Annotated in this window: 28 protein-coding genes and 1 riboswitch; of the genes, 5 read left to right on the plus strand and 23 right to left on the minus strand. The window is 61.2% G+C overall.

Annotation, left to right across the window (positions count from 1 at the left end; all coding sequences use genetic code 11):
- Window positions 1-186 precede the first annotated feature (186 nt).
- From iolG to H0482_RS15350, 7 genes are all read right to left on the minus strand, one after another.
- Entirely contained in the window at window positions 187-1,191 is a 1,005-nt protein-coding gene (iolG, locus tag H0482_RS15320; RefSeq protein WP_193730944.1) for an inositol 2-dehydrogenase, read from the minus strand.
- A 132-nt stretch (window positions 1,192-1,323) separates the two neighbouring features.
- Entirely contained in the window at window positions 1,324-1,779 is a 456-nt protein-coding gene (locus H0482_RS15325; protein WP_193730945.1) for a MerR family transcriptional regulator, read from the minus strand.
- Window positions 1,780-1,806: 27 nt separating this feature from the next.
- Window positions 1,807-2,118 carry an integration host factor subunit alpha gene (locus H0482_RS15330; RefSeq protein ID WP_193730946.1) on the minus strand — a complete coding sequence of 104 codons (312 nt, stop codon included), beginning with the start codon at window positions 2,116-2,118 and terminating at the stop codon, window positions 1,807-1,809.
- Between the two features lie 184 nt (window positions 2,119-2,302).
- Window positions 2,303-3,280 (minus strand): beta-ketoacyl-ACP synthase III, encoded by a 978-nt coding sequence (locus H0482_RS15335; RefSeq protein WP_193730947.1) that lies wholly within the window; start codon window positions 3,278-3,280, stop codon window positions 2,303-2,305.
- Window positions 3,277-4,347, minus strand: coding sequence for a phosphate acyltransferase PlsX (gene plsX / locus H0482_RS15340; RefSeq protein ID WP_193730948.1), 1,071 nt, complete (start codon window positions 4,345-4,347; stop codon window positions 3,277-3,279). Before plsX ends, H0482_RS15335 begins: the two co-directional genes overlap by 4 nt.
- Before the next feature lie 76 nt (window positions 4,348-4,423).
- The gene (locus tag H0482_RS16690) at window positions 4,424-4,972 is read right to left on the minus strand and encodes a YceD family protein (protein WP_193730949.1); all 549 of its coding nucleotides are present in this window, start codon (window positions 4,970-4,972) and stop codon (window positions 4,424-4,426) included.
- Window positions 4,969-5,484, minus strand: a complete 516-nt coding sequence (locus tag H0482_RS15350; RefSeq protein ID WP_210319204.1) for a ubiquinol-cytochrome C chaperone family protein — start codon at window positions 5,482-5,484, stop codon at window positions 4,969-4,971. The genes H0482_RS16690 and H0482_RS15350 overlap by 4 nt, the downstream gene beginning before the upstream one ends.
- Before the next feature lie 176 nt (window positions 5,485-5,660).
- Here H0482_RS15350 and H0482_RS15355 point away from each other — a divergent pair, with 176 nt between their 5' ends.
- Window positions 5,661-6,098 (plus strand): outer membrane protein assembly factor BamE, encoded by a 438-nt coding sequence (locus H0482_RS15355; RefSeq protein ID WP_193730951.1) that lies wholly within the window; start codon window positions 5,661-5,663, stop codon window positions 6,096-6,098.
- 55 nt (window positions 6,099-6,153) lie between these two features.
- On the opposite strand, the gene nusB is transcribed toward H0482_RS15355, so the two are convergent.
- The 4 genes from nusB to glyA form a co-directional block, all read right to left on the minus strand.
- Window positions 6,154-6,639 (minus strand): transcription antitermination factor NusB, encoded by a 486-nt coding sequence (nusB, locus tag H0482_RS15360; RefSeq protein ID WP_193730952.1) that lies wholly within the window; start codon window positions 6,637-6,639, stop codon window positions 6,154-6,156.
- Complete coding sequence (gene ribH, locus H0482_RS15365) at window positions 6,632-7,105, minus strand: 6,7-dimethyl-8-ribityllumazine synthase (protein ID WP_193730953.1); 474 nt, start codon at window positions 7,103-7,105, stop codon at window positions 6,632-6,634. Before ribH ends, nusB begins: the two co-directional genes overlap by 8 nt.
- Window positions 7,106-7,220: 115 nt before the next feature.
- The gene (nrdR, locus tag H0482_RS15370) at window positions 7,221-7,700 is read right to left on the minus strand and encodes a transcriptional regulator NrdR (RefSeq protein WP_193730954.1); all 480 of its coding nucleotides are present in this window, start codon (window positions 7,698-7,700) and stop codon (window positions 7,221-7,223) included.
- Window positions 7,701-7,720: 20 nt separating this feature from the next.
- Window positions 7,721-9,016: a serine hydroxymethyltransferase gene (gene glyA, locus H0482_RS15375; RefSeq protein ID WP_193730955.1), complete on the minus strand. Its 1,296-nt coding sequence runs from the start codon at window positions 9,014-9,016 to the stop codon at window positions 7,721-7,723.
- Window positions 9,017-9,136: 120 nt separating this feature from the next.
- Window positions 9,137-9,219, minus strand: a riboswitch (ZMP/ZTP riboswitch).
- A 177-nt stretch (window positions 9,220-9,396) separates the two neighbouring features.
- Here glyA and H0482_RS15380 point away from each other — a divergent pair.
- Window positions 9,397-9,840, plus strand: a complete 444-nt coding sequence (locus H0482_RS15380; RefSeq protein WP_193730956.1) for a BA14K family protein — start codon at window positions 9,397-9,399, stop codon at window positions 9,838-9,840.
- A gap of 104 nt (window positions 9,841-9,944) precedes the next feature.
- Here H0482_RS15380 and H0482_RS15385 read toward each other — a convergent pair whose 3' ends face one another.
- The 4 genes from H0482_RS15385 to H0482_RS15400 form a co-directional block, all read right to left on the minus strand.
- Window positions 9,945-10,157: a DUF6898 family protein gene (locus tag H0482_RS15385; RefSeq protein ID WP_193730957.1), complete on the minus strand. Its 213-nt coding sequence runs from the start codon at window positions 10,155-10,157 to the stop codon at window positions 9,945-9,947.
- A 56-nt stretch (window positions 10,158-10,213) separates the two neighbouring features.
- Window positions 10,214-11,467, minus strand: coding sequence for a L,D-transpeptidase family protein (locus H0482_RS15390; RefSeq protein ID WP_193730958.1), 1,254 nt, complete (start codon window positions 11,465-11,467; stop codon window positions 10,214-10,216).
- A gap of 253 nt (window positions 11,468-11,720) precedes the next feature.
- Window positions 11,721-12,230 (minus strand): transcriptional regulator LdtR, encoded by a 510-nt coding sequence (ldtR, locus tag H0482_RS15395; RefSeq protein WP_193730959.1) that lies wholly within the window; start codon window positions 12,228-12,230, stop codon window positions 11,721-11,723.
- 248 nt (window positions 12,231-12,478) lie between these two features.
- Window positions 12,479-12,865: a hypothetical protein gene (locus tag H0482_RS15400; RefSeq protein ID WP_193730960.1), complete on the minus strand. Its 387-nt coding sequence runs from the start codon at window positions 12,863-12,865 to the stop codon at window positions 12,479-12,481.
- A gap of 95 nt (window positions 12,866-12,960) precedes the next feature.
- On the opposite strand from H0482_RS15400, the gene hemB reads away from it, so the two are divergent.
- Window positions 12,961-13,974, plus strand: a complete 1,014-nt coding sequence (gene hemB / locus H0482_RS15405) for a porphobilinogen synthase (RefSeq protein WP_230989684.1) — start codon at window positions 12,961-12,963, stop codon at window positions 13,972-13,974.
- 7 nt (window positions 13,975-13,981) lie between these two features.
- On the opposite strand, the gene H0482_RS15410 is transcribed toward hemB, so the two are convergent.
- Window positions 13,982-14,920: a DMT family transporter gene (locus H0482_RS15410; RefSeq protein WP_193730961.1), complete on the minus strand. Its 939-nt coding sequence runs from the start codon at window positions 14,918-14,920 to the stop codon at window positions 13,982-13,984.
- 153 nt (window positions 14,921-15,073) lie between these two features.
- Between H0482_RS15410 and H0482_RS15415 the strand changes: the two genes are divergently transcribed.
- Window positions 15,074-15,598 (plus strand): RDD family protein, encoded by a 525-nt coding sequence (locus H0482_RS15415; protein WP_193730962.1) that lies wholly within the window; start codon window positions 15,074-15,076, stop codon window positions 15,596-15,598.
- A gap of 61 nt (window positions 15,599-15,659) precedes the next feature.
- A complete protein-coding gene (locus H0482_RS15420; protein WP_193730963.1) occupies window positions 15,660-16,391 on the plus strand; it encodes an arginyltransferase in 732 nt (243 codons plus the stop codon).
- Here H0482_RS15420 and H0482_RS15425 read toward each other — a convergent pair.
- The 7 genes from H0482_RS15425 to lepB form a co-directional block, all read right to left on the minus strand.
- On the minus strand, window positions 16,388-16,702 hold the full coding sequence (locus tag H0482_RS15425; protein ID WP_193730964.1) for a Dabb family protein: 315 nt from the start codon (window positions 16,700-16,702) through the stop codon (window positions 16,388-16,390). The two genes, H0482_RS15420 and H0482_RS15425, sit on opposite strands and share 4 nt — an antisense overlap.
- 60 nt (window positions 16,703-16,762) lie before the next feature.
- Window positions 16,763-19,063, minus strand: a complete 2,301-nt coding sequence (gene parC / locus H0482_RS15430; RefSeq protein WP_193730965.1) for a DNA topoisomerase IV subunit A — start codon at window positions 19,061-19,063, stop codon at window positions 16,763-16,765.
- A gap of 127 nt (window positions 19,064-19,190) precedes the next feature.
- On the minus strand, window positions 19,191-19,586 hold the full coding sequence (locus H0482_RS15435; RefSeq protein ID WP_193730966.1) for a DoxX family protein: 396 nt from the start codon (window positions 19,584-19,586) through the stop codon (window positions 19,191-19,193).
- A 66-nt stretch (window positions 19,587-19,652) separates the two neighbouring features.
- On the minus strand, window positions 19,653-20,357 hold the full coding sequence (gene recO, locus H0482_RS15440) for a DNA repair protein RecO (protein ID WP_193730967.1): 705 nt from the start codon (window positions 20,355-20,357) through the stop codon (window positions 19,653-19,655).
- Window positions 20,358-20,402: 45 nt separating this feature from the next.
- The gene (era, locus tag H0482_RS15445) at window positions 20,403-21,326 is read right to left on the minus strand and encodes a GTPase Era (protein ID WP_193730968.1); all 924 of its coding nucleotides are present in this window, start codon (window positions 21,324-21,326) and stop codon (window positions 20,403-20,405) included.
- Window positions 21,323-22,030, minus strand: coding sequence for a ribonuclease III (rnc, locus tag H0482_RS15450; protein WP_193730969.1), 708 nt, complete (start codon window positions 22,028-22,030; stop codon window positions 21,323-21,325). Before rnc ends, era begins: the two co-directional genes overlap by 4 nt.
- Entirely contained in the window at window positions 22,027-22,848 is an 822-nt protein-coding gene (lepB, locus tag H0482_RS15455; RefSeq protein WP_193730970.1) for a signal peptidase I, read from the minus strand. Before lepB ends, rnc begins: the two co-directional genes overlap by 4 nt.
- Window positions 22,849-22,871 lie beyond the last annotated feature (23 nt).

Genomic DNA, 22,871 nt, shown 5'->3' on the forward strand with positions numbered 1-22,871 from the left:
AAACACGACCCAAGGGATGGCCCATTGGGTCGTGTTTTCTTTTGACCGAAGCCGAACCGGAACGGTTCCACGCTGCGCAGAACCATCCCGCCATGCGTCACCCATTCCATCGTCATTGCCCGGCCTGTCCGGGCAATCCAGTTCACGATCTATTCGGGTAGCAGTTCCATCACGCCCGGATGGAGTCTAGCCGGTGATCTCGCTGACCTTGACCGCCCTGCCCTCCTTGACCGACTTCAAGGCCGCATCGGCCAGCGCCAGCGCGACCAGCCCATCGGCGCCGCTGGGGCTGGCCGGCGCCTTGGCCTGCACGTAGTCGATGAACGCACTGATCTCGCGGGCATAGGCCTCGGTGTAGCGGGTCATGAAAAAATCATGCAGCGGCGGTCTGGTATAGCCATCGGCATTGGCGATTTCGATGGAGACTGGGCGCTGGTTCTCCGCCGCGACGGCGCCCTTGGAGCCATGCACTTCGATACGCTGGTCATAGCCATAGGTGGCGCGGCGCGAATTGGAGATCGTGGCATGCTTGCCCGAGGCGGTGAACAGCATCAGCGAGGCGCTGTCATAATCACCCGCCTCGCCGATGGCCTTGTCGACCAGCACCGATGCCTGGGCGGAAACGCTCTCGATTTCCTCGCCGAGCAGGAACCTGGCCATATCGAGGTCGTGGATGGTCATGTCGCGGAAAATGCCGCCCGAGCGCTGGACATATTCAGCCGGTGGCGCGCCGGGGTCACGGGAAACGATGGTGACCATCTCCACTTCGCCGATCTGGCCGGCGGCGATGGCGGCTTTCACCGCCTGGAAATGCGGATCGAAACGGCGGTTGAAGCCGACCATCAAGGTCGCATCGGTCTGATCGACGACCTTGAGGCAATTCTTGACCCGCTCGACATCGAGATCGACGGGCTTTTCGCAGAAAATCGCCTTACCGGCCCGGGCAAAGCGCTCGATCAGGTCGGCATGGGTATCGGTCGGGGTGCAGATGATAACCGCATCGATATCCCCGGCTGCCTCGATAGCCTCTATGCTGCGCACCTCGGAGCCATATTGTGCAGCAAGATCGTTAGCCGCCTGCGCCATGGCGTCCGCCACAGCAACCAGTTTCGCCTTGGAATTGGAGGTCACGGCCTTGGCGTGAACCTTGCCGATACGGCCAGCGCCGAGAAGACCAAAACGGACAGTCATTTGCGGGAACTCCACCCTTTTCGCCGGCAATCACCCGGCCCATGCGATTGATGGAATAAATAGATGAAAGCCCCGCAAAATGGAACAGGAATTCCACTCGCAGACTGCATGGAGCAATGCGCTAAGGGGCGATCAGTGCTCCCTGGCACGCTCCAACAGGCGCTTACATTCCAGCAATTCCCGCAGCACATCGGAAAGCTTGTCGCGCGATTCCTGATCCAGCGCCGGGCTGGCGAGCATGACCGCTTCCTCGAGCTCGGCCTCGTCGCCCAGCGCTTCGGCCTCCTCGATCATCGGCAGGATATCTTCGAGCCCCCTGCCCTCGCCCACGGCGATGACATAGCGCGGCCCCTGATCCTTGAGGATGCGCTGTACGCCCTTGATGGTAAAACCTTGATCGTAGAGCAGGTGCCGAATGCCGCGCAGCAGCAGCACGTCTTCGGGCCGGTAATAACGGCGGCCGCCGCCGCGCTTCAGCGGCTTGATCGTCGCAAAGCGAGTTTCCCAGAATCGCAGCACGTGCTGGGGAAGATCGAGCTCCTCAGCAGCCTCCGAAATGGTACGGAACGCGTCTGGCGACTTGTCCAAACCGCGACTCTCCCTCGCTAGAAAGCCTTACTTTCCAGCGGCAACCATAGACTTGTTAATCTTGGACTTCAACACGTTGGAAGGTTTGAACACAAGAACCTGCCGCGGCAGGATCGGCACTTCCTCGCCCGTCTTGGGGTTGCGGCCGATCCGCTCGTTCTTGGACCGGACCTGAAAAGAGCCGAACGAGGAGAGCTTGACATTCGCCCCTGTCACCAGGGCATCCCCGATCAGTTCGAGTACGCGCTCGACCAGTTCGGCCGACTCGGTTCGGGACAAGCCCACCGAACCATAGACTGCCTCGGCCAGATCTGCCCGTGTTACCGTCTTCTGCGCCATTCGTTTCCCCATCCTGCTCGGTCAAGGCTTCCCTGCCCCGTTCGGGGCACGCACATTATCGGGAATATCTTTCCCAAAGCGGCGCCGTTTCCAGCTCTGCGGCCGGAATAGCGACGCCGGTTCCCTCCACCAGTAGGCGAGACTAACGCCTTGAAACGCTTGAGGTCAATGCGCAGAAGCGTCGCTACCAGCGAATGAGCGAGGCGCCCCAGGTGAAGCCGCCGCCCATGGCTTCGAGCATGACCAGATCGCCGGGCTTGATCCGTCCGTCGGCCACGGCAACGCTAAGAGCCAGGGGAACGGACGCTGCGGAGGTATTGGCGTGCTGATCAACCGTGACGATGACCTTTTCCGGCGGCAGGCCGAGCTTGGCCCCTGCCCCGTCAATGATGCGCCGGTTTGCCTGATGCGGCACGAACCAATCCAGATCATCGACGCCGTAGCCGGCCTGTTCGAGGCTTTGATAGACCACGTCGGTGATCTTGCCGACCGCGTGCCGGAACACTTCGGGGCCCTGCATATGCACATGGCCGGTGGTGCCGGTGGTCGACGGCCCACCATCCACATATAGCTTGTCCCAATGCCGGCCATCCGAGCGCAGCGCCGAGGACAGCACGCCCCGTTCGGCCTCGCCCTCGGCAAGATCGACGCGCTCCATGATCACCGCGCCGGCGCCATCGCCGAACAGCACGCAGGTGGTCCGATCGGTCCAGTCCAGTAGGCGCGAAAAGGTCTCGGCGCCGATTACCAGCACCCGCCGCGCCAGGCCGTTCTTGATATAGCTGTCAGCCGTGGTGACCGCATAGACGAAGCCGGAGCACACTGCCTGGATGTCAAAGGCGAAGCCGTGATGCATCCCCAGCTTCATCTGCACCAGAGTAGCGGCGGACGGAAAGGTATAGTCGGGGGTCGTGGTCGCAACGACGATGAGGTCGATGTCCTCGACGCTCATGCCAGCATTGTCGAGGGCAGATCGGGCGGCGGCAACGGCAAGGTCGGAGGTAAACTCGCCCTCGGCAGCGATGTGACGCTGCTTGATGCCGACGCGCTGCTGGATCCACTCGTCGGAGGTATCGACGGACTTGGCCAGCTCCTCGTTGGAGAGGATCTTAGCCGGCAGATAGCTGCCGACGCCACGAATGACGGAACGGATTCTGGTCACGCCGAATTGGCCTCGGTCTCGGGCGGCAGATCGGCCGCCGCCTTGTGGATGGGGAAGCGTTGCATGCTGTCGCCGACCTTGTCGATCAACTTGCTGCGGGCCATTTCATAGGCAAGGCCCAGCGCACTTTTGTAGCCGATTTCGTCGGTGCCGCCATGAGATTTGATGACGATGCCATTAAGGCCCATGAACACGCCGCCATTGACGGTGCGCGGGTCCATCTTGCGCCGCAGCGCATTGAGCGCCGAGGTCGCGAACAGCGCGCCGATGCGGCTCATCAGATTGGCCTTGAGCGCACTGCGTAGATAGGAGCCGACCTGGCGGGCCGTGCCTTCGGCGGTCTTGAGCGCGATATTGCCTACAAAGCCCTCGGTCACCACGACGTCCACCGTACCCTTGCCGATATCGTCGCCTTCGACGAAGCCGTGATAGGTGAAACCGGCGCCGCTAGCTTCGGTCAGGATTTTCCCGGCTTCCTTGATCGATTCGAGGCCCTTGACCTCTTCCGTGCCGACATTGAGCAGGCCGACGCTGGGCGTGTCGCTATCGAACAGGGCGCGGGCCAGCGCCGAACCGAGAATGGCGTAATCGACCAATTGCCGGGCATCGGCGCCGATGGTTGCGCCCATGTCGAGCACGATGATGTCGCTGCGCAGAGTCGGCCAGATGGCGGCGATTCCGGGGCGTGAAATGCCCTGCATCGGCCGCAGGCAGAAGGTGGACATGGCCATGAGCGCGCCGGTATTGCCGCCCGAAATGGCAACATCGGCCTCTTTGTTCTTCACGGCCTCGATAGCCATCCACATGGAAGACGTATTCTTGCCCTTGCGCAGCGCCTGGCTCGGCTTCTCGTCCATGGCGATGACGACGTCGCAATGCCGAACCTCGGAAACCGGCTTCAGCGCGGGATATTCGTCCAGCAGCGGGGCGATCTGGTCCTTGATGCCGTGGAAGATGAAACGCGTATTCTTGCGCTCCTTGAGGGCCAGGTGGGCCCCGTGGATCACGGCGCGCGGGGCATTGTCGCCACCCATCGCATCCACGGAAATCGTAATAAAATCGCTCATTTCAGCCTGTTTCTAGGCCCGTCTGGGCAAGCACGGCAACATATAACATCAACGCCCCGGTGCAAGGCCCGCCACATCAGTCCTTGTCGCCTTCGCCCTTGAGGGCGGCCAACCCGGCAAAGGGACCGGATTCGGCCTGATCCGCACCCAGGCCGAGAGTTTCAAGCGACTCACCATCGCGTCGCGGATAGGGTGAAAGCGCCAGCGCGAGGGTTTCCAGCAGTAGGGGACTGAGGTCAACCTCGGGACCGTCGATATGATCCGGAAAATCGTCATCTTCAAGATCGATGAAGATTTCGGAGCCCGCCGTGGGCGCCTGATGCGTACGCGGAGCCGGCAGGAAAACCCGATCGATGTCCTCGGAAATCATTTCGGCGACCGGCTCGAAGCTGACGACGGAGGCCTGGGTGACGGCGGCATCGAGATGGCCAAGGGCCCTGAGACCACCGCGCAGGGGGGTGATCGTCAGATGGGCCGAAAACCGCTCGACCGAGAGAATATTCATGGCCTGTGCAATCTGGGCACGAACCGTCTCGTCCGCTTCGACTGCGAGCGAGCGGCCGCCGGCGGGCAGCCTGTCGATGCGCACAATGGCATCGAAGATCGGGACGTCGGCGCGGCTCACGCGGCGGCCTCGAAGCGCAGGTCGCCGCCAATGATGGATTGCGCCGGCTGAGTTGCGAGAGCAGCATCGCGCTCCATGACATAGGCCACAAGCGCCCGAACCTGGGGGCTGTCCTGGCCGTCAAAAATATTGCGGGAAATCACCGCGGCCAGCGCTTCGGCATCGTTGCGATCCAAAGCTTCATTGAGCGCGGCGAGCAGGCCGAAGAAGATATTGCCCATCTTCTGAATTTTCTTGGGCACACCGAGATCCCCCGCCCCCATTTCGCGCAGCGAACGGTCCATGTCCTTGAAGAACAGATCGAACACCGCCTGGCTGAAGGCCTTGATCTGCTTGGGCTCATCGCGTAGACGCCGGAACAGCAGCGCCATGTGCAGGCTGATCATGTCGAAACGACCGGTCACCGTATCGGGCACACCCCAATCGGCATAGAAAAACGGCTGCCGGGATTGCGCCACAATGGAATTATAGACGGCATAGACCGGCTCAGTGGCAGTGTTCTTACGAAACAAAGACAGGATCATGGGATTGCACTCAGCGTCGGTATCGGTAAAACACGGTCGGAACTGGCCGGCTTTTCGATGCCAGCTTGCCAGACCGCTCAGTTGACCGCTACACATTCCGTCGGCAAGGGGCACGCGCCTTGTTGTCACGCCTATAGTCGAGAGCCATCGGGAAAGTCAAATTCATGACCCTGCGTCTTGCCAAAGCCTCCGTCGCCGCTGCTGTCCTTGCGGTCGCGCTCGCCGGCTGCACCAGCAGCACGTCGCTCGTTTCCAAGCGCACTCAGGGATATGAAATTCCAGATGCGGCCTTGCAGCAGATCCGTCCCGGCCAGAGCCAGCAATTGGTGCAGGTCGTGCTCGGCTCGCCGCAATCGACCAATACATTCGGCGACCAGACCGCCTGGTATTATGTCGAAACGCAGGTGAACCAGACAGCGTTCGGCATGAACATGATCCAGAAGCGCACGGTCCTGGCGGTCTATTTCGACCGCAACAAGAAGGTTACCGAACGTGCCGTCTATTCGCTTGAAGATGGCCGCGCCGTCAATGTCGAGACGCGCCGCACCCCATCTTTCGGTCAGGACAAGACCTTCATCGAATCGATCCTCGAATCGTTCTGATCGTTCCCGTCGCGGAAATTCAAAAGCCCCGGTCATCGACCGGGGCTTTGTTCATTCAGGCCAGATCGGAGCCTGCTGTTCGGGCGATGGCGTCCAGCGCCGCATTGACGAGACCGGAGGCGTCGTCCTCATAAAAGGCGCGAGCGACATCGACATATTCGGTGATGACGACCTTGGCGGGAATATCCCGGCGCCGGAGCAATTCGAAGGCTGCGGCGCGCAATATGGCGCGAAGCGTGGCATCGACCCGTTCGATCGGCCAGCCTTCCGAAAGCGCCTTGTCCACCGAGGGGTCGATCTCAAGCTGATGCTTGGCGACGCCGCTGACGATCTGGCGAAAGAAATCTGCATCGGCGGGCAGATATTGCTCGCCTTCTATTTCCCTTCCGAGATGAAAGGCACCGAACTGGGCCAACGTGTCTTCGAGCGAAGCGCGTCCAACATCCATCTGGTAAAGCGCCTGCACGGCAGCAAGACGGGCAGCGCCGCGCTGATTGGCGGCGCGGGGGCTGGCATTATCGCGTTTGGGATGGTCAGTCATTCAGCTTCGCTTTTATGCCGGAAAGGGCGAGCGCCGCGCGAGCCGCGTCCCCTCCCCGGTCCTGATCTTTTACTAGGGCTCGAATCCAAGCCTGCGCTTCGGTATCTACCGTCAGAACGCCGATGCCAAGGGGCAGAGCATCCACGACGGCCAGTTCAGCCAGCGCACGGATGCTTTCGTTGGCCACCGCCGTATAGTGGTTGGTCTGGCCACGGATGACGCAGCCCAGCGCCACATAGCCGTCAAAGCGGCCGGTTTCAATGGCCATGGCGAGCACCACTGGTACTTCCATGGCGCTTGGTACGGCGATGACCTCATGGCTCGCCCCGGCCATTTCGAGCGCGGCAATGGCGCCGCGCTTCATTTCATCGGCGATGTCGGGATAGGCCCGGCCCTCGATGATGAGAAAATGCTGGCCCCTGCCCGCGCCCTCGGGCACCTCGAAGCGCACACCGTAGGAGTCCATGGTCAATCTCCCTCGACCGCAACACTCGGCGTCATGATAGCGCAAGATTGCGTCGTCCGGCAGAGGCGCATTGTACTGCGATGAACGAATGCTTCCCGCCCGGCGCCGAGAAGCGTCAATCGTCTTCGCCCGCCAAATCCCGCTTGTCCTGCGCCAATTCGGTGAGGAAGGAGCGGAAATCGTCGGCCGCCGAGAAATTCTTGTAGACGCTGGCAAAGCGGACAAAGGCGACGTCATCGAGCCCCTTGAGCCCTTCCATGACATATTCGCCGATCTGGTCGGAGGTGATTTCCACATCGCCCAGGCTTTCAAGCTGCCTGACAATGCCCGAAATCATGCGCTCGACGCGCTCTGGATCAACGGAGCGCTTGCGCAGGGCGGTATTGACCGAACGCGCCAGCTTTTCCCGGTCGAACGGCACCTTGCGTCCGGTCTTCTTGACCACGGTCAGGTCGCGCAACTGAACGCGCTCGAAGGTGGTGAAGCGGCCGCCGCAGGCATTGCATACGCGGCGGCGGCGGATAGCGCCCGAATCTTCGGTCGGGCGGCTATCCTTCACCTGGGTATCGTCATTGCCACAATAAGGGCAGCGCATAATGACCCTTTACCTTCCCGTCAGCCGTAAATGGGGAAGCGCGCCGTCAGCGCCTTCACCTTTTCGCGTACATCGGTCTCGACGGCGGCGTTATTGTCGTCGCCGTTGATCTTGAGTCCATCGAGCACCTCGATGATGAGTTCGCCCACTTCACGGAATTCAGCCTCGCCGAAACCGCGGGTCGTGCCCGCCGGGGTGCCGAGACGGATGCCAGAAGTGATGGCGGGCTTTTCGGGGTCGAACGGCACGGCATTCTTGTTGCAGGTGATGAAGGCACGACCGAGAGCGGCCTCGGTGGCCTTGCCGGTAAGCCCCTTGGGCCGCAGGTCGACCAGCATCAGATGGTTGTCGGTACCGCCCGACACGATGTCCACTCCGCCCTTGACCAGGGTTTCGGCCAGCACCTGTGCGTTGGTCACGACCTGCTTGGCATAGGCCTTGAACTCGGGCGTCAGCGCTTCCTTGAACGCGACCGCCTTGGCGGCGATGACATGCATGAGCGGGCCGCCCTGAATGCCGGGGAAGATCGCCGAATTGATCTTCTTGGCGATGTCCTCGTCATTGGTGAGGATGAGACCGCCGCGAGGTCCGCGCAATGTCTTGTGGGTGGTGGTGGTCGCCACATGGGCGTGGGGGAACGGGTTGGGATAGACACCGCCCGCCACAAGACCGGCAACGTGCGCCATGTCCACGAACAGGATGGCCCCGACTTCATCGGCGATGGCGCGGAATTCGGCCCAGTCCATGACGCGCGAATAGGCCGAGAAGCCAGCGACGATCATCTTGGGCTGGTGTTCGCGGGCCAATTGGCGGACCTGATCCATGTCCACACGACCGTCCTGCTGGCGCAGGCCGTACTGGATGGCGTTGAACCACTTGCCGGACTGGTTCGGCTTGGCGCCGTGGGTCAGGTGGCCGCCGGCATCGAGCGACATGCCCAGGATCGTGTCACCGGGCTTGATCAGCGCCTGATAGACGCCCTGATTGGCCTGCGAGCCGGAATTGGGCTGCACATTGGCGAAGGCTGCGCCGAACAGCTGCTTGGCGCGCTCGATGGCGAGGCTTTCGGCAACATCCACATATTCGCAACCGCCATAATAGCGCTTGCCCGGATAGCCTTCGGCATATTTGTTGGTCAGCACAGAGCCCTGCGCTTCCAGCACAGCCTGGGAAACGATGTTTTCCGAGGCGATCAGTTCGATTTCCTGCTGCTGGCGCTGCAATTCCTTGCCGATCGCGGCGGCCAGTTCGGAATCGGTCTGGGCGACCGAATTGGAGAAGAAGTTCGGGAAAAGCGAGGACGACTGCGTGCTCATGAGAAAAAAACCTCGCAAGAGACGAAACGGATGATCGTGAAGGCGCTCTTATCACGGCACAAAGCGCGATTCCAAGGGCGGACGATGTGCGATGGTGTCATGGGGCTCCCCTTGTTGACGATTGGGTGCCCAGGCGAGCGGCTCTCTTATGGTTCGCGTTCCCCGATGGTTCCCCATCTTTCTCGCCAGTCGCGCGAACGGGCCATTTATGGCGCAGAACAAAGCCAATGTGAAGTGGCGCCGGCGGCAATCCGCCTCCCCCCGATCAGAAAATTCTCTCGAATATCTTTAACGCCCATTCACCAGTAAAACGAACGCTTAGTAGATAAATTTTACTTACAACATCCCCAGGAACACAAAAGAATTCCACAGAGGGCGACATGAAATCTTCTATTTCGAAAATTGCGGCTGTTGCGATGACTGGTCTGTTGACGCTGACCAGTTTCACCCCGGTCCAGGCGCAGGACAATCAGCTCAGCTTTAGTCAGCGCAAGCAGGTTGTGCAGAGCTATTGTGCCTCCAATCCGCAGGACTGGAACTGCAATGGCTACTGGTTCTGGGGCGACCGGGAATATGACGCGTATTATTACCGCAACCGCTCCAGTCTGGAGCCGCTCGTTGCCGGCATTCTCGGCCTGGCCATCGGCGCGATCATTGCCGGTGCTATCGCCAACGGCAACAAGAACTCACCCAGTGTAGCCCCCGCTCCGGCGCGCCTTGACCGCGGTCACGTGGCCCGATGCTATGCGCGCTACAAGTCCTACGACGAGCGCACCGACACATTCCTGGGCTATGACGGCTACCGTCACGCCTGCAACCTTTAGTCTAGAGCATCGGGCCGAAAAGTGAACTTGCGGTTTTCAGATAACCCGATGCGCGGACACAAGGATTAGAGCTGCGTTTCGCGTTCGATAGAATGCATTCCGCTCTAAGCGTATTTTCCACGAGGCTGGGGCGGCGGCGATTGCTCGCTGCCCAGCTTTCTTTGCAGCTTGGCCAGGGCAAGGCGCTGCATGTCATTGCGGGACGCATTGAGCGGCGTGATGACCACCACCTCGACGCCGCTTGCCTCATCGATGGCGGCAACCCGCATCTGCTGGCCGATCTGGACGAATTCGAACAGAACTGCGCCGTTGCTCATGAGGCCTCCCTTATCGCAAGGATAGTGGATTGTCGGTCGCGAGTGCAACCCAGCGCCTAGCCTTCGAACGTGATCTTGCCCTGCTCGTCGAAATCGTAAACGTCGTCGCGGAAACTGACCGTGCCCTGTTTGTTGGCCCAGGCGGTAATATAGGTCGTGTGGATCGGCACCTGCCCCTTGACGCTGACGTCGAGGCGCTCGAGCGAGGAAAAGGTCTGATCGACACGGCCACGATCCCAATCGCCGTTGTCGCGCAAGAGCCAGGTGACAAGCTCGTTGACGCCTTCGACGCGCACGCAACCCGACGAATGGAAGCGGGCATTTTCGCCGAACAATGCCTTGGACGGCGTATCGTGCAGATAGACGTCGTGCTTGTTGTAGAAATTGATCTTGCAATGGCCCATCGAATTTTCGGCGCCCGGCTCCTGCCGATACATGTAATTCACCTGGGAATCAGTGATATTGGCCCAGTCGATGGTCGCAGGGCTGATCGTATTGCCGCTGCCGTCATAGATGAAGATATTCTGCTCGGCGAGATAGTTCGGGTTTTCGAGCATGTATTTGGTCAGGTCGCGCCGCACCAGCGACTTGGGGACATGCCAATAGGGATTGAAATTGATCTGGTGAATCTTGCTGGCCAGGATCGGCGTCGCGCGATCCGCGCGGCCGACGACGGCGGTATGGCGCTGCTCCACCATGGAGCCGCCGACGGCCTCAATGGTCGCGGCGGGAATATTGACCACGACGTAACGTTCGGTCAGCTGCGGCGCCATCTGCTGGACGCGGGTATAGTTGAGATAGAGCTGTTGCAGGCGGGTGGCGGCCGGCACATTCAGCGCATACCAGGTCGCCTCGTCGATCCAGCCATTGACCACCAGGCCATGACGCGCCTGGAAAGCTCGCACGGCCCGATCGGTATCGGCGTCGAACATGTCATTGGCGAATTCCACCAACGGCATGTCGCCGGAAGAAATCAGGCGGCGCTTGAGCTGGACCACGGCGGGGTCGGACTTGCCAAGATTGAGCTTGAAGGCGCGCTGGGGCACCTCCTCCCAACCGCCGGCGGCCACGAAGGGCTCATATTGCGAGATGGCAAGCTGGAGATTGTAGAGCGTATCGTAGGAAAGGATCGGCTCATTGGTGGCGATCAGCGCGGCGGCGGCGGCGGTGTTGCCGGTGGGATCGGCGCTACGCAGCACCGAATTGCGCGAGAACATGTCGGTCAGCGATTCCTGCCCCAGAACCGGGAAGGCTACGGAAGCGCCAAAAGCTGTCATGGAGCCAAGGAAAGTACGTCTGTTCAGCCGCATTCAGCCACCCAAAAGACCAAAAGCCAATATCGTCGGCGATTAGCACCGCCGGCACGCGCTCACAATCACGGTCAACGCCTTGTGAAGCGCCCGATTCTACCATTTGCCAGCAAATGGTTTCCAAGCACGTAATGGGGCTGACGGCAATTTGCGGCACAAATAAGAAACGCCGGCCCAAGGGCCGGCGCTTGTCAGCAATTGTGGCATGGAGGCAACACGCCACCACTTGCGGAATTTTCGTCCGGCAGGCCGGTCAGAGCTTGTAGAGGATCTGATCGACCCAGAAGCGTTCAAGGCGCGCGAGAGCCTTGTTCAGCCCGTCGAATTCCTCGTCTCCCAGCCCGCCGACCTTGTCGATGGATTTGAGGTGGCGATCATAGAGTTCGTCGATCACCTCCGCCACTTCCTCGCCCTTGGGCGTCAGGCGAATGCGAACCGAGCGGCGGTCGGTGCGCGAGCGCTCCTGGAAGATGTAGCCGGTCTCGACCAGTTTTTTGAGATTGTAGGAGACGTTGGACCCGAGATAATAGCCGCGCGAACGCAGTTCCCCGGCGGTCAGCTCGGCATCGCCGATATTGAACATCAGCAAGGCCTGCACGGGATTGATGTCATCCCAGCCCATGCGGTCGAACTCGTCCTTGACCAGATCGAGCAGGCGGCGATGCAGGCGTTCCACGCGGGAAACGGCTTCGAGATAGAGTGGCTTGAGGCTTTCGCCCCTTTCCGGGTTCAGCGCCTCGGCCGCGTTCGATTTCATTGCCATTTGTGCCTCACTGTAATGTCGTGTGCGATTTTTCGCATCTCATGAGGCCAAACTACGGCGACCGGACTAAGATCGCCCTAAGGGACAGGCTTAAAACTATCTTACTGGAAAGCAATGAGAATTTGGCTTAACGACGCCTTACGCCGGGTCAGAAAATTGTAACCTTTCCGAGGTGTAAACGCCCCCGGGCGACTGCATGGGCAAGGGCCGAAATCCTCTTCGAAAGCACAAGCTCGGGCGGCGCGGGATCAATCCGTCTGGGCGCGATGGAACCGCAAGCTGAGCCCGAAAATCAGCAGGATGGAGGCGAGAAGCACAATGCGCAGGGCAAAGCCGAGCGCGCTCATGCGAATATCGCCATTACCGGCAACATAGAGCCCCAGCTCCACCGCAGTCGCCGCCACCAGCAGCACCGCGCCCCAGGACGCCTTGATCCAGAGGCCAACGGCCGCGAACAGCCTGGCGAGTGAAAACACCGTCAGATAGGCGAAGCCGGAAAAGCCCATCATGGCGATGGGGCTTGTAGAGCCATTGCCGACGCCAAGCAGGCGCGCCGCATCGCTCAAACCCAGGAACAGGGCAAGAATGGCGACGATGCGAACATAGAGTGCGAGACTGGGCGCCTGAAAAAACATGGCTCGCTTGATAATACGCTGGCGGCGGTGCGACAAGCTTTGCCTTGGAGAGCATGACGCCGACTGTTAATCAGGGTCCGACAAGGAGACGCCCGATGAGTCAGGACTGGCCCAAGCATGACATGTCTTTTCTGGCGGGGCAGCGCCTGCGGCGGACGCGGGCGGCAGCCTGGAGCCGGGACATGGTGCGCGAAACGGCCTTGCTGCCGCGCGACCTGATATGGCCGCTTTTCGTCATTGAGGGCCAGAACGAAAAAACCGCCATCAAGACCATGCCGGGCGTCGAGCGGCTGTCCATCGACCTCTTGGTCGCCGCGGCAATGCAGGCCCGGGACGCCGGAATTCCTGCCCTGGCGATCTTTCCGAACACACCGGATCAGCTGCGCAGCGAGAATGGGGCCGAAGCCTATAATCCCGACAATCTGATGTGCCGCGCCCTCAGCGCCATCAAGAGCGCGGTGCCGGAAATCGGCCTGATCGCCGACGTGGCCTTGGACGAATATTCCAGCGACGGTCAGGACGGACTGGTGCGCGATGGCGTCATCCTCAATGATGAAACGGTCGCCGCCATGGTGAAATCGGCTTTGGTTCAGGCCCGTGCCGGGGCCGACATCATCGCCCCGTCGGACATGATGGACGGCCGCGTGGCCGCCATCCGCGCTGCGCTCGACGATGCGGGATTCGAGCATATCCAGATCATGTCTTACGCCGCCAAATATGCCTCATGCTTTTATGGCCCCTTCCGCGAGGCCGTCGGCTCCGGCAGCCGGCTCAAGGGCGACAAGCGCACCTATCAGATGGACTATGCCAATTCGGACGAGGCCCTGCGCGAGATCGAACAGGACATTGCCGAAGGCGCGGACAGCATCATGGTCAAGCCGGGCCTGCCCTATCTCGACATCGTGCGGCGGGCCAAGGATGCATTCAACGTGCCGATCTACGCCTACCAGGTCAGCGGCGAATACGCGATGATCGAGATGGCCGGGGCCGCCGGGGCGATCAACCGCGACGCGGCAGTGCTGGAAAGCCTCTGGGCCTTCAAGCGGGCCGGCGCCAATGGCGTGCTCACCTATTACGCGTTGGAAATGGCCCGCAAACTGGGCGCATAGCCTCAGGCTATCCTGCCTTTTCGGTCAGACCATCTTCCGACGCCAATTGGGCGGGGCGCTCGCCGCGCCTTGGCCGGATCGCGCTGATCACCCCAGCGGCGACCACGAGCAGCATGCCCAGCAGCGCCACCGGCTCGGGAGTGTGGCCGAACAGCAGCCAGCCCAGAATGCCGGCCCAGAGCAAGTGCATATAGCTCATCGGGGCGATGAAGCCGGCCGGCGCATAGCGATATGACTGGGTGAAGCAGTAGTGGCCGAGCCAGGCCGAGACCCCGAGGCCGATAAACAGGAAAAGCTGTAAGGAGGTGGGCGCCGCGCCATACATGGTCCAGGGCAGAAAAATGCCGAAGCCGATTGCGCCGGCGAGCGCCGAATAGAACAGCATGGCCATGGTGCGCTCCGTACGGGCCAGGACGCGCGAGAGAAGGTTGTAGGCAACGGACAGCATCACGTTGCCCAGCACGAAAACCACGCCCCATGGATCGAGACCGCCGCCGGGACGCGCGATCAACAATACGCCAGCAAAGCCCACAACAGCCGCGATCCACGCCGTCAGGCCGACCTTTTCGTGCAGGACCGGGCCGGACAGGGCCACGACGAGGACCGGGGTGAGATAGACGATGGCAGTGGTTTCAGCGACCGGCATGCGCTGCAGCGCTAGGCTGACCAGCAACGAGCCCAGCGCCAGGCTGACGGCCCGCACGACGACCCAGAACGTACGGGTGGTGCGGACCATTTCGCGCCCATGGAAAGGCGCCACCAGCGCCAGCATCAACAGCGTATGGCCAATGTAGCGAATGGCCGCCACCAGCGGAACATCATAGTCCTCCAGCAGCAGCTTGTTGGTTGAGTCGTTATAGGCAAAAAACAGCGTGCCGAGGAGAATGAGGATGAAGCCGCGCAATGGCTGATGGGTCAGCGGCGCGGGTGAGGCGGTGGTGGACATGAAAACGTTCCAGCAGGACGCCGGTCAATATCCGGCGACTCGAGAAGCAGCAATTGGCCGAGCTTAGCCACGCCTCGCGCCGGATGACAGATATGGAAACATTTATGTGCCTTCACTCTTGCATTGCTTGGGGGCCGTGACAATTTGTCAGGCATGAGCCAGGATTTCGCCGCCCGCCCCTATCTGCCGGACCCATCCAGCGCCCCTGAATTGTTCGACGGGCTGCTGACGCGGCGGGTCGTGGCTTATTTCATCGACGCGGCGCTGATTGGCGCGATCACGCTGGCCCTGGCGCTTGTCGCCGTCGCGCTGGGCCTTTTCACTTTCGGGCTTAGCCTCTTGTCGCTGGCCTTCGTGGTGCCGGCCGCCATCGTCATCTATTACGCCATCACGCTTGGCTCGCCCCGGCGGGCAACAATCGGCATGCAGGCCATGGACCTGGTGCTCACGCCCACACGAGGCCAGCCGCTCGATGGCTGGATGGCGATATTTCACGCCCTGCTGTTCTGGGTGACCTTCTGGGTCTGCTGGCCGGTGACCATCCTGTTCGCGCTGTTCACGCCGCGCCGGCAGATGCTGCACGATCTGATCATGGGCACGCTCATGGTGCGCCGCTCACCGATGATGAACCACTGGCGTCGCGCCAGAATGTCGGACGATGATCACTACAGCGCGTAATCATTGCCTGCGCGCCTGTGCGGCGCTAGACTGACCTGGTTCGTTCTATCCCAGGTCATAGATGACCGAGCAGACACCGGAAACCACCCAGCTCTTTCTGACGGCGGCCATGCCGTGCCCCTACCTGCCCGATCGCATGGAGCGGAAGCTTTTCACGCATCTGTCCGGGCGGCGGGCCTCCATGCTGCACCAATTGCTGAGCGACAATGGTTTCCGCCGCAGCCAGAACCTCATCTACCGTCCCGCCTGCGAAGGCTGCAATGCCTGCCAGTCGGTACGGATCGTCGCGCCGCAATTCGAACCGTCGAGACGTTTTCGCCGGGTCTTGCGCGCCAATGCCGATATCGGCATAGCCGTGCAGCCGACCCATGCGACGGCCGAGCAATACGATCTGTTCAAACGCTATCTCGCCGCCCGGCACGAAGGCGGCGGCATGACGCAGATGAGCTACCAGGACTATGAGTACATGGTCGAGGACACGCCGGTGCAATCGGTGCTGGTGGAATATCGCCTGCGCGAATTGCCCGACCAGCCGCTGGTCGCCGTGGCGCTGACCGATGTCATGCCCGACGGGCTGTCGATGGTCTATTCCTTCTACGACCCCGACCTAGCCTATCGCAGCCTGGGCACATTCCTCATTCTCGACCATATCGCCCAGGTGCGCTCGGCGGGGCTGGCCCATGTCTATCTGGGCTATTGGGTGCCCGCTTCGCCCAAAATGGCCTATAAGGGCGAGTATCGTCCGCTCGAGGTGCAGTGCGGCCCAGAGGGCTGGAAGCGGCTCGAAGACTAATCACCCACTATCATGTCGAAGACGATCAGGCCGTCGCGCCCGCCCTCCAGCGCCGCCACCAGCTTTGCGCCCGCTGCCTGGTGGGCCGGATGGATCAGATAGGCATCCCGCGCTTCTGAATCGGTGAAATCCATGGTGAAGGCATCGGCAAAGCCCTTGTCCTTGTTTTCCGGCGACACATTAGCGCCTGCGCTCATGCCGAGAAATCCGGGCACAACTTCACGCAGAGATTCAAGTTCAGCAAAGATGGCCCCGCGCTGCTCGGCAGAAATATCGGGACGAAAGCGCAGGAGAACAATGTGCCGGATCATGAATTGACGAGCCTTGTGAATCGGTTAGGCGAAAGCGTTGAGAAAGGGATTCCGGCCTAATCACCCGACAAATTTGTTATTTCGCGGGAAGCCTGTGGGCGGCTGGCGGCCCGCGGTAGCTCGATCGCTCAGCCAGTCGGTCAATTCCTCGGTGGGCTTGGAATAGGTGCGGCCGGAACTGTCGGTCCAGGTGAGGCCATCGGCGGCGTAGAATGCCTTGATGTCGGAAATGCCGCCATCCTTGTAGCGCTGGAGCCGGACGCCCTTGCCCCGGCTCATGGTGGCGAGTTGCGCCATGGGAAAGACCAGCAGCTTGCGATTCAGGCCGATCACGGCCACGCGGTCGCCGTCGCCGGGCACGATCAGGCGGGCCTCGTCGGGCAGCGTGACGTTGAGAATCTGCTTGCCCTTGCGGGTATTGGCGATGAGATCGTCTTCGGGGACCAGGAAACCATAGCCCGCGGACGAGGCGACGATGCGCTTGCGGCCCGGAGAATAGACGAAGAGGTCGACGATGTCCTGCCCTTCTTCGATATCCACCATGATGCGCACTGGCTCGCCCTGGCCACGACCGCCGGGCAGCTTGTCCGCGCCCAGCGTATAGACCTTACCCCCAGTGGTCAGCATGAGCAGTTTGTCGGTGGTCTCGCAATTGAAGGCGAGCTTCAGCCGGTCGCCGGACTTGAAGCCCTTTTCATCGACGGTGGCGTTGTGGCCCTTGGGCGCGCGAATCCAGCCCTTTTCCGAGAGGATGACGGTGATCGGCTCGCGCTCGATAAAGGCCTCGGTAATTTCGGCCGCATCGGCGATGGGCGCATTGCCGAAAAGAGTGCGGCGCGCGCCCAGTTTGTGGGGGCTGGTTCCATCGGCCTCGAACAGCGGATAGGCTTTTTTCAGCCCCTCGACCTGTTTGGCGATTTCGCCCCATTGGCGCTTGTCGGACGCGAGCAGGGCGTCGAGCCGGCCCTTTTCCTCGGAGAGATTGGTATGCTCCTTGCGCAGCTCGATTTCCTCGAGCTTGCGCAACGAGCGCAGCCGCATATTGAGGATCGCTTCGGCCTGGTTGTCCGTCAGCTCGAAAGCGGCCATCAGGCTGGCCTTGGCGTCATCTTCCTCGCGGATGATGCGGATCACCTCGTCGAGATTGAGATAGGCGACGATATAGCCTTCGAGCACTTCGAGGCGGTTGGCGATCTGTTCGAGCCGATGCTGGGAACGCCGGACAAGCACCACCTTGCGATGATCGAGCCAGGCCCGCAGAACATCGGCAAGGCCCATGACGCGGGGCACCGTGCCCTTGTCCAGGACGTTGAGATTGAGGCTGAAGCGGATTTCCAGCTCGGTCAGCTTGAACAATTGCTCCATCAGGATGACGGCATCGACCGTGCCGGCCCGCGGCTCGAGCACCAGGCGAATATCGTCGGCGCTTTCGTCACGGACATCCTTGAGCAGGGGTAGCTTTTTCGCCAGCAGCAGCTCGGCGATCTTTTCCACCAGGCGCGATTTCTGCACGCCATAAGGGATCTGCGTCACCACGATCTGGTAGACGCCCCTGCCCTTGTCTTCCTTTTCCCAGATGGCGCGCAGCCGGAAGGCGCCGCGCCCAGTTTCGTAAGAATGGACGATGGAGGACCGCGATTCGACCAATTGCCCGCCGGTCGGGAAATCGGGGCCGCGCACCAGATCGTCCATGCTGGGCGGTGCGGATGGATCGGGATGAACCAATTCCTCGGTCGTTGCCGAAGGATTGTGGATCAGCTTGAGCGCGGCATTGCACAGCTCGACCAGATTATGCGGCGGCACCGACGTGGCCATGCCCACGGCGATGCCGGTGGAGCCATTGGCGAGCAGGTTGGGGAAATTGGACGGCAGCACGACCGGCTCTTCATCCTCCCCGTCATAGGTCGGCTTGAAGTCGATGGCGTTCTCGGTAATGCCTTCGAGCAGGCGCGTGGCCACGTCGGTCATGCGGCTTTCGGTGTAACGCATGGCCGCGGGGCTATCGCCGTCGATATTGCCGAAATTGCCCTGGCCATCGACCAGCGGGTAGCGCAGCGCGAAATCCTGCGCCAGCCGCACCAGCGCATCGTAGATCGACTGGTCGCCGTGCGGATGGAATTTACCGATCACGTCGCCGACGATACGGGCGGATTTCTTGTAGCCCTGGTTCGGATCGAGCTTGAGCAGGCGCATGGCGTGGAGAATGCGTCGGTGCACCGGCTTGAGGCCGTCGCGCGCATCGGGCAGAGCGCGCTGGGTGATGGTGGACAGGGCATAGCTCAGATACCGCTCTTCGAGCGCCTGCTTGAGATCGACGATGCGTAGATCGTCGGCTGGCGGAAGACTATCGGCGTCGGACATGGGCTGCTCAATTCATGGGAACGAATCAGGAGCAGAATATAGCGACAGGGGCGGAAACCCTAGGTTTCCCGCGATTTTGGCGGGGGAAAAGTGCCGCGCCGGAACCTTGGCGCGGCACACTCGGCAATCAGGCGAAGCGATCGAACCAATGGGGCACATAGGCGGCGCCCGGTCCGCGCGCGGCGTTCTGCGACAGCCAGGACAGAATGACCAGAACCAGCAGCACGATGGCGATTTCCACCCCTGGAATGCCCGAGGCGATATGGGCGCTCGCGGCCAGCAGCAGGTGGTAGAAGAAACCCGCATAAGCCAGTTGGGCGAGCCATATTGGCCGGCGGACCAGCACAGCGAGAATGCCGGCCAGCTTCACGAAAATCATCATGCTGACGAGATAGGCGGGATAGCCCACGGCGGCATAGCCTGCGGCCGACACCACCGGATCGGAGACGTAATTATAGACGCTAAAACCGTAGAGCGCGACGAACAGGATCGTGCTGACCCAATAGACAACCTTGGCAATCATTGGTGAGTCTCCCTCTCTTGAACCCGAGAGCGATGCTAGTCCCGCCAATGATTTGCGCAAGCCGGTTCAGTGTTGGGTCAGCAGATCGATCAGCGGCTCGCGTGTCGCCGGCGGATCGCGGCGGCGGGCCGACCAAAAATGCATGTCGAGAAAATGACCGGTCAGGCGCAGCGCGTCCTTCAGATCGTCTGGCGAGGCATTGCCCCGCTCGAACAGGAAACTGGGTAGCTTCAGCAACCGGTCCTTGTAGGGCTCGGCAGCGGTGCGCGACACCGCCCTGCCGGTTTTGGGAGAAACGTGTGTCAGGTCGGTCGCGGCGCCGGTGGCGGCGCAGCGCTCGAGATCGAGCCCGAAGCCCAGATCCTCGAGCAGCGCCAGTTCGAACCGCGCGAGAGCAGCGGCGTCCGGAGCGTGATCGATAAGGCCGAGCGCCATGGCCAGAAGCCGGTCATGCGGATCACGCTCGGGCAGGAGATGCAGATGTTCGCAAATGGTCTGCGCCAGATAGAGGCGCTTGCGGTCGGCAATCAGTTCGGCCGCCCGGGCCTGGAGCAGTTCCACGGTGAAGGTGCCGAGATGGTCTTCAAGGCGCGCACGCCAGGTCAGCTGCACTGTGTTTCCGGGCTGCATTGTGGCGGCGAGCCTGGGCGAGCGGCCCCCCCGCACCATGCCAAGGCACCGGCCTCGCCCGACGACCATGGCCTCGACAATGAGGCTGGCCTCGCCGTGGCGGCGGGCGCCGATCAGCAGGGCTTCACCTGTCCATTCCATCTCTTTTCCTTCCCTTCTCCCCCTGGAGGATGGGAAGAGGCACCGCTAATTCTTACTGTGCGGAAATTCTAGGCCCATCTCCCGGTAGCGCTCCGGGTCGTCGGCCCACTTTTCCCGGACTTTGACGAAGAGGAAGAGGTGAATGGGCACTTCATACATGGCCATCAATTCCTTGCGGGCTTCCGCGCCGATGGCCTTGATGGTCTGCCCGCCCGCGCCAAGCACGATCTTCTTGTGGCTCTCGCGGGCGACATAGATGACCTGGTCGATCTTGTAGGAGCCGTCCTTCTGAATCTTGAAGCTCTCGGTCTCGACCGTTGAATTATAGGGGATTTCGTCGTGGACGCGCAGGAACAGCTTTTCACGCGTGATCTCGGCGGCGGTGATGGCCATGGTGAGATCGGTGAGATGATCTTCCGGAAAATGCCAAGGACCGGGCGGAATATGCTTCACGCACCAGTTGATGAAATCCTGCACGCCATGGCCCCTGAGCGCGGAAAGCATGAACGTGGCTTCGAAACGCAGCCGCTCATTGAGGTTCTGCGCCAGGGCCAGCAGGCTCTCATGCTTGACCGTGTCGATCTTGTTGAGGATCAGCACTTTGGGCTGGCGGATATTTTCCAGCCCTTCAAGCAGGGATTCCGTTTCCGGGGTTAAACCCCTTTCGGCATCGAGAATAAAGGCGACGAGGTCGGCATCCCCTGCCCCGCCCCAGGCGCTTTCCACCATGGCCCGATCCAGCCGCCGCTTCGGCGCGAAAATACCGGGCGTGTCGATGAAGACCAATTGCGCGGTTTCCAGCGTCAGCACGCCGCGCACCTGGCTGCGGGTGGTCTGGGCCTTGTGGGTGACGATGGATACCTTGGTGCCGACCAGCGAATTGAGCAGGGTCGATTTGCCGGCATTGGGCGCGCCGACCAGCGCGATGAAGCCGCAGGACGTATCGGCGAGTTCTTCAGGCGAGTTCATGATTTTTCCTTCCAGACCTGCTGGCGGACGAGAAACAGTTCGGCGGCCTTGTGCTCGGCGATCTTCTTGGAAGTGCCGGTGGCCTCGACCCGGTCGAAACCGGCAAGGTCAACGGCGATGGTGAATTGGGGTGCATGGTCCGGGCCGGTGCGCTCGACCAATACGTAATCGGGGGGCTCAAGCCCGCGCGCCTGCGCCCATTCCTGCAAGGTGGTCTTGGCATCGGCGCGGCTGGCCTCGCCATTGGCGAGAAAGGCTTCGAAATTGCGTTCGATGAACAGACGGGCCGGCTCCAGTCCGCCATCAAGATAGATGGCGCCGATCACCGCCTCGGTCATGTCGCCCAGGATGGCGTCCTTGTCGGCGCCGCCCGAGCGGGCCTCGCTGTCGCCCAGGATCATCTCCTTGCCGAGGTCCAACTGGCGCGCGATATCGGCGCAGGTTTCCTTGCGCACAAGCGTGTTGAGCGTGCGGCTCAGGTCACCCTCATTGGATTTGGGATAGAGCCGATAGAGCATGTCGGCGACCACCAGGCCCAAAACCCGGTCGCCCAGAAATTCCAGTCGCTGATAGGAGCGCTCGATGCGCTTGCCCGGCGATATGGCGCTGGCATGGGTCAGCGCCCGCTCCAGAAGGTCGGGATCGGCAAAGCGATAGCCGAGGCGGAACTGGAGTTTTTCGTGGGTCTTGTCGCGGCGGCTCACGGCGCGTCCGTGTCATACGGCGCATCGCCATAGACGGACTGGAACATACGATCCCAGCGCACATTGGCTGGCCATTGCCAGATTTGCCAGGGCGGCAAATTATCCTTGATCGAGAAGAAGCGCGCTTCGGCCTTGGCGATCAGGTTCACGGCTGGAACATAGCCGACCTGGCTGAGCACGCGGCTGTCGGCCGAACGGTCGCGATTGTCGCCCATCATGAAATAATGGCCGGCGGGCACCAGATATTCGGGCGTATTGTCGAGCGAGAGATTGTCGCCGATTTCCTGAATGACATGCGTGCTGCCTTCGGGGAAGGTCTCACGATAGACGCTCACTTCGCGGGTATCGCCCATGCTGTCGGTATCGAGCTTGGTGCCGAGCAATTCGCGCTCCACTATCACATCATTGATGTAGAGGCGGCCTTCGCGCATCTGGATACGGTCGCCCGGCATGCCGACGATGCGCTTGATATATTCCATGTTCTGCGGAACGGGACGAAAAACCGCGACATCGCCACGATTGGGATCGCGCCCGAAAATGCGATTATTGATCGGCAGCTCGAAATCGAGCAGCGCGAAATCGCCATAGCGCCCCAGCGAGAAGGAATGCTTGCCATAGCCCCAGACGAATTTATTGGCGACGAAATAGTCGCCGATCATCAGCGTCTGCTGCATCGAGGCGGTGGGGATGGAAAAGGGCTGATAGAGGAAAAACCGCAGCACGATGGCGATCAGCAGCGCTTCGACGATGACCACGAAGGTTTCGACCCATTCATTGGCCGCGGATTTCTTGGTCGTCTTGTCGGCTGGCTGGCTCATGATAGTCCCTTTGGGCGGTGCGG

Source organism: Devosia faecipullorum (assembly GCF_015158295.1).
GTDB lineage: Bacteria > Pseudomonadota > Alphaproteobacteria > Rhizobiales > Devosiaceae > Devosia > Devosia faecipullorum.

Coding starts and splice junctions, on each gene's coding strand:
- iolG (WP_193730944.1), bottom strand. CDS start 1,191: ATGACTGTCCGTTTTGGTCTTCTCGGCGCTGGCCGTATCGGCAAGGTT.
- H0482_RS15330 (WP_193730946.1), bottom strand. CDS start 2,118: ATGGCGCAGAAGACGGTAACACGGGCAGATCTGGCCGAGGCAGTCTAT.
- plsX (WP_193730948.1), bottom strand. CDS start 4,347: ATGAGCGATTTTATTACGATTTCCGTGGATGCGATGGGTGGCGACAAT.
- H0482_RS15355 (WP_193730951.1), top strand. CDS start 5,661: ATGACCCTGCGTCTTGCCAAAGCCTCCGTCGCCGCTGCTGTCCTTGCG.
- nusB (WP_193730952.1), bottom strand. CDS start 6,639: ATGACTGACCATCCCAAACGCGATAATGCCAGCCCCCGCGCCGCCAAT.
- ribH (WP_193730953.1), bottom strand. CDS start 7,105: ATGGACTCCTACGGTGTGCGCTTCGAGGTGCCCGAGGGCGCGGGCAGG.
- nrdR (WP_193730954.1), bottom strand. CDS start 7,700: ATGCGCTGCCCTTATTGTGGCAATGACGATACCCAGGTGAAGGATAGC.
- glyA (WP_193730955.1), bottom strand. CDS start 9,016: ATGAGCACGCAGTCGTCCTCGCTTTTCCCGAACTTCTTCTCCAATTCG.
- H0482_RS15380 (WP_193730956.1), top strand. CDS start 9,397: ATGAAATCTTCTATTTCGAAAATTGCGGCTGTTGCGATGACTGGTCTG.
- H0482_RS15385 (WP_193730957.1), bottom strand. CDS start 10,157: ATGAGCAACGGCGCAGTTCTGTTCGAATTCGTCCAGATCGGCCAGCAG.
- H0482_RS15390 (WP_193730958.1), bottom strand. CDS start 11,467: ATGCGGCTGAACAGACGTACTTTCCTTGGCTCCATGACAGCTTTTGGC.
- ldtR (WP_193730959.1), bottom strand. CDS start 12,230: ATGGCAATGAAATCGAACGCGGCCGAGGCGCTGAACCCGGAAAGGGGC.
- H0482_RS15400 (WP_193730960.1), bottom strand. CDS start 12,865: ATGTTTTTTCAGGCGCCCAGTCTCGCACTCTATGTTCGCATCGTCGCC.
- hemB (WP_230989684.1), top strand. CDS start 12,961: ATGAGTCAGGACTGGCCCAAGCATGACATGTCTTTTCTGGCGGGGCAG.
- H0482_RS15410 (WP_193730961.1), bottom strand. CDS start 14,920: ATGTCCACCACCGCCTCACCCGCGCCGCTGACCCATCAGCCATTGCGC.
- H0482_RS15415 (WP_193730962.1), top strand. CDS start 15,074: ATGAGCCAGGATTTCGCCGCCCGCCCCTATCTGCCGGACCCATCCAGC.
- H0482_RS15420 (WP_193730963.1), top strand. CDS start 15,660: ATGACCGAGCAGACACCGGAAACCACCCAGCTCTTTCTGACGGCGGCC.
- H0482_RS15425 (WP_193730964.1), bottom strand. CDS start 16,702: ATGATCCGGCACATTGTTCTCCTGCGCTTTCGTCCCGATATTTCTGCC.
- parC (WP_193730965.1), bottom strand. CDS start 19,063: ATGTCCGACGCCGATAGTCTTCCGCCAGCCGACGATCTACGCATCGTC.
- H0482_RS15435 (WP_193730966.1), bottom strand. CDS start 19,586: ATGATTGCCAAGGTTGTCTATTGGGTCAGCACGATCCTGTTCGTCGCG.
- recO (WP_193730967.1), bottom strand. CDS start 20,357: ATGGAATGGACAGGTGAAGCCCTGCTGATCGGCGCCCGCCGCCACGGC.
- era (WP_193730968.1), bottom strand. CDS start 21,326: ATGAACTCGCCTGAAGAACTCGCCGATACGTCCTGCGGCTTCATCGCG.
- lepB (WP_193730970.1), bottom strand. CDS start 22,848: ATGAGCCAGCCAGCCGACAAGACGACCAAGAAATCCGCGGCCAATGAA.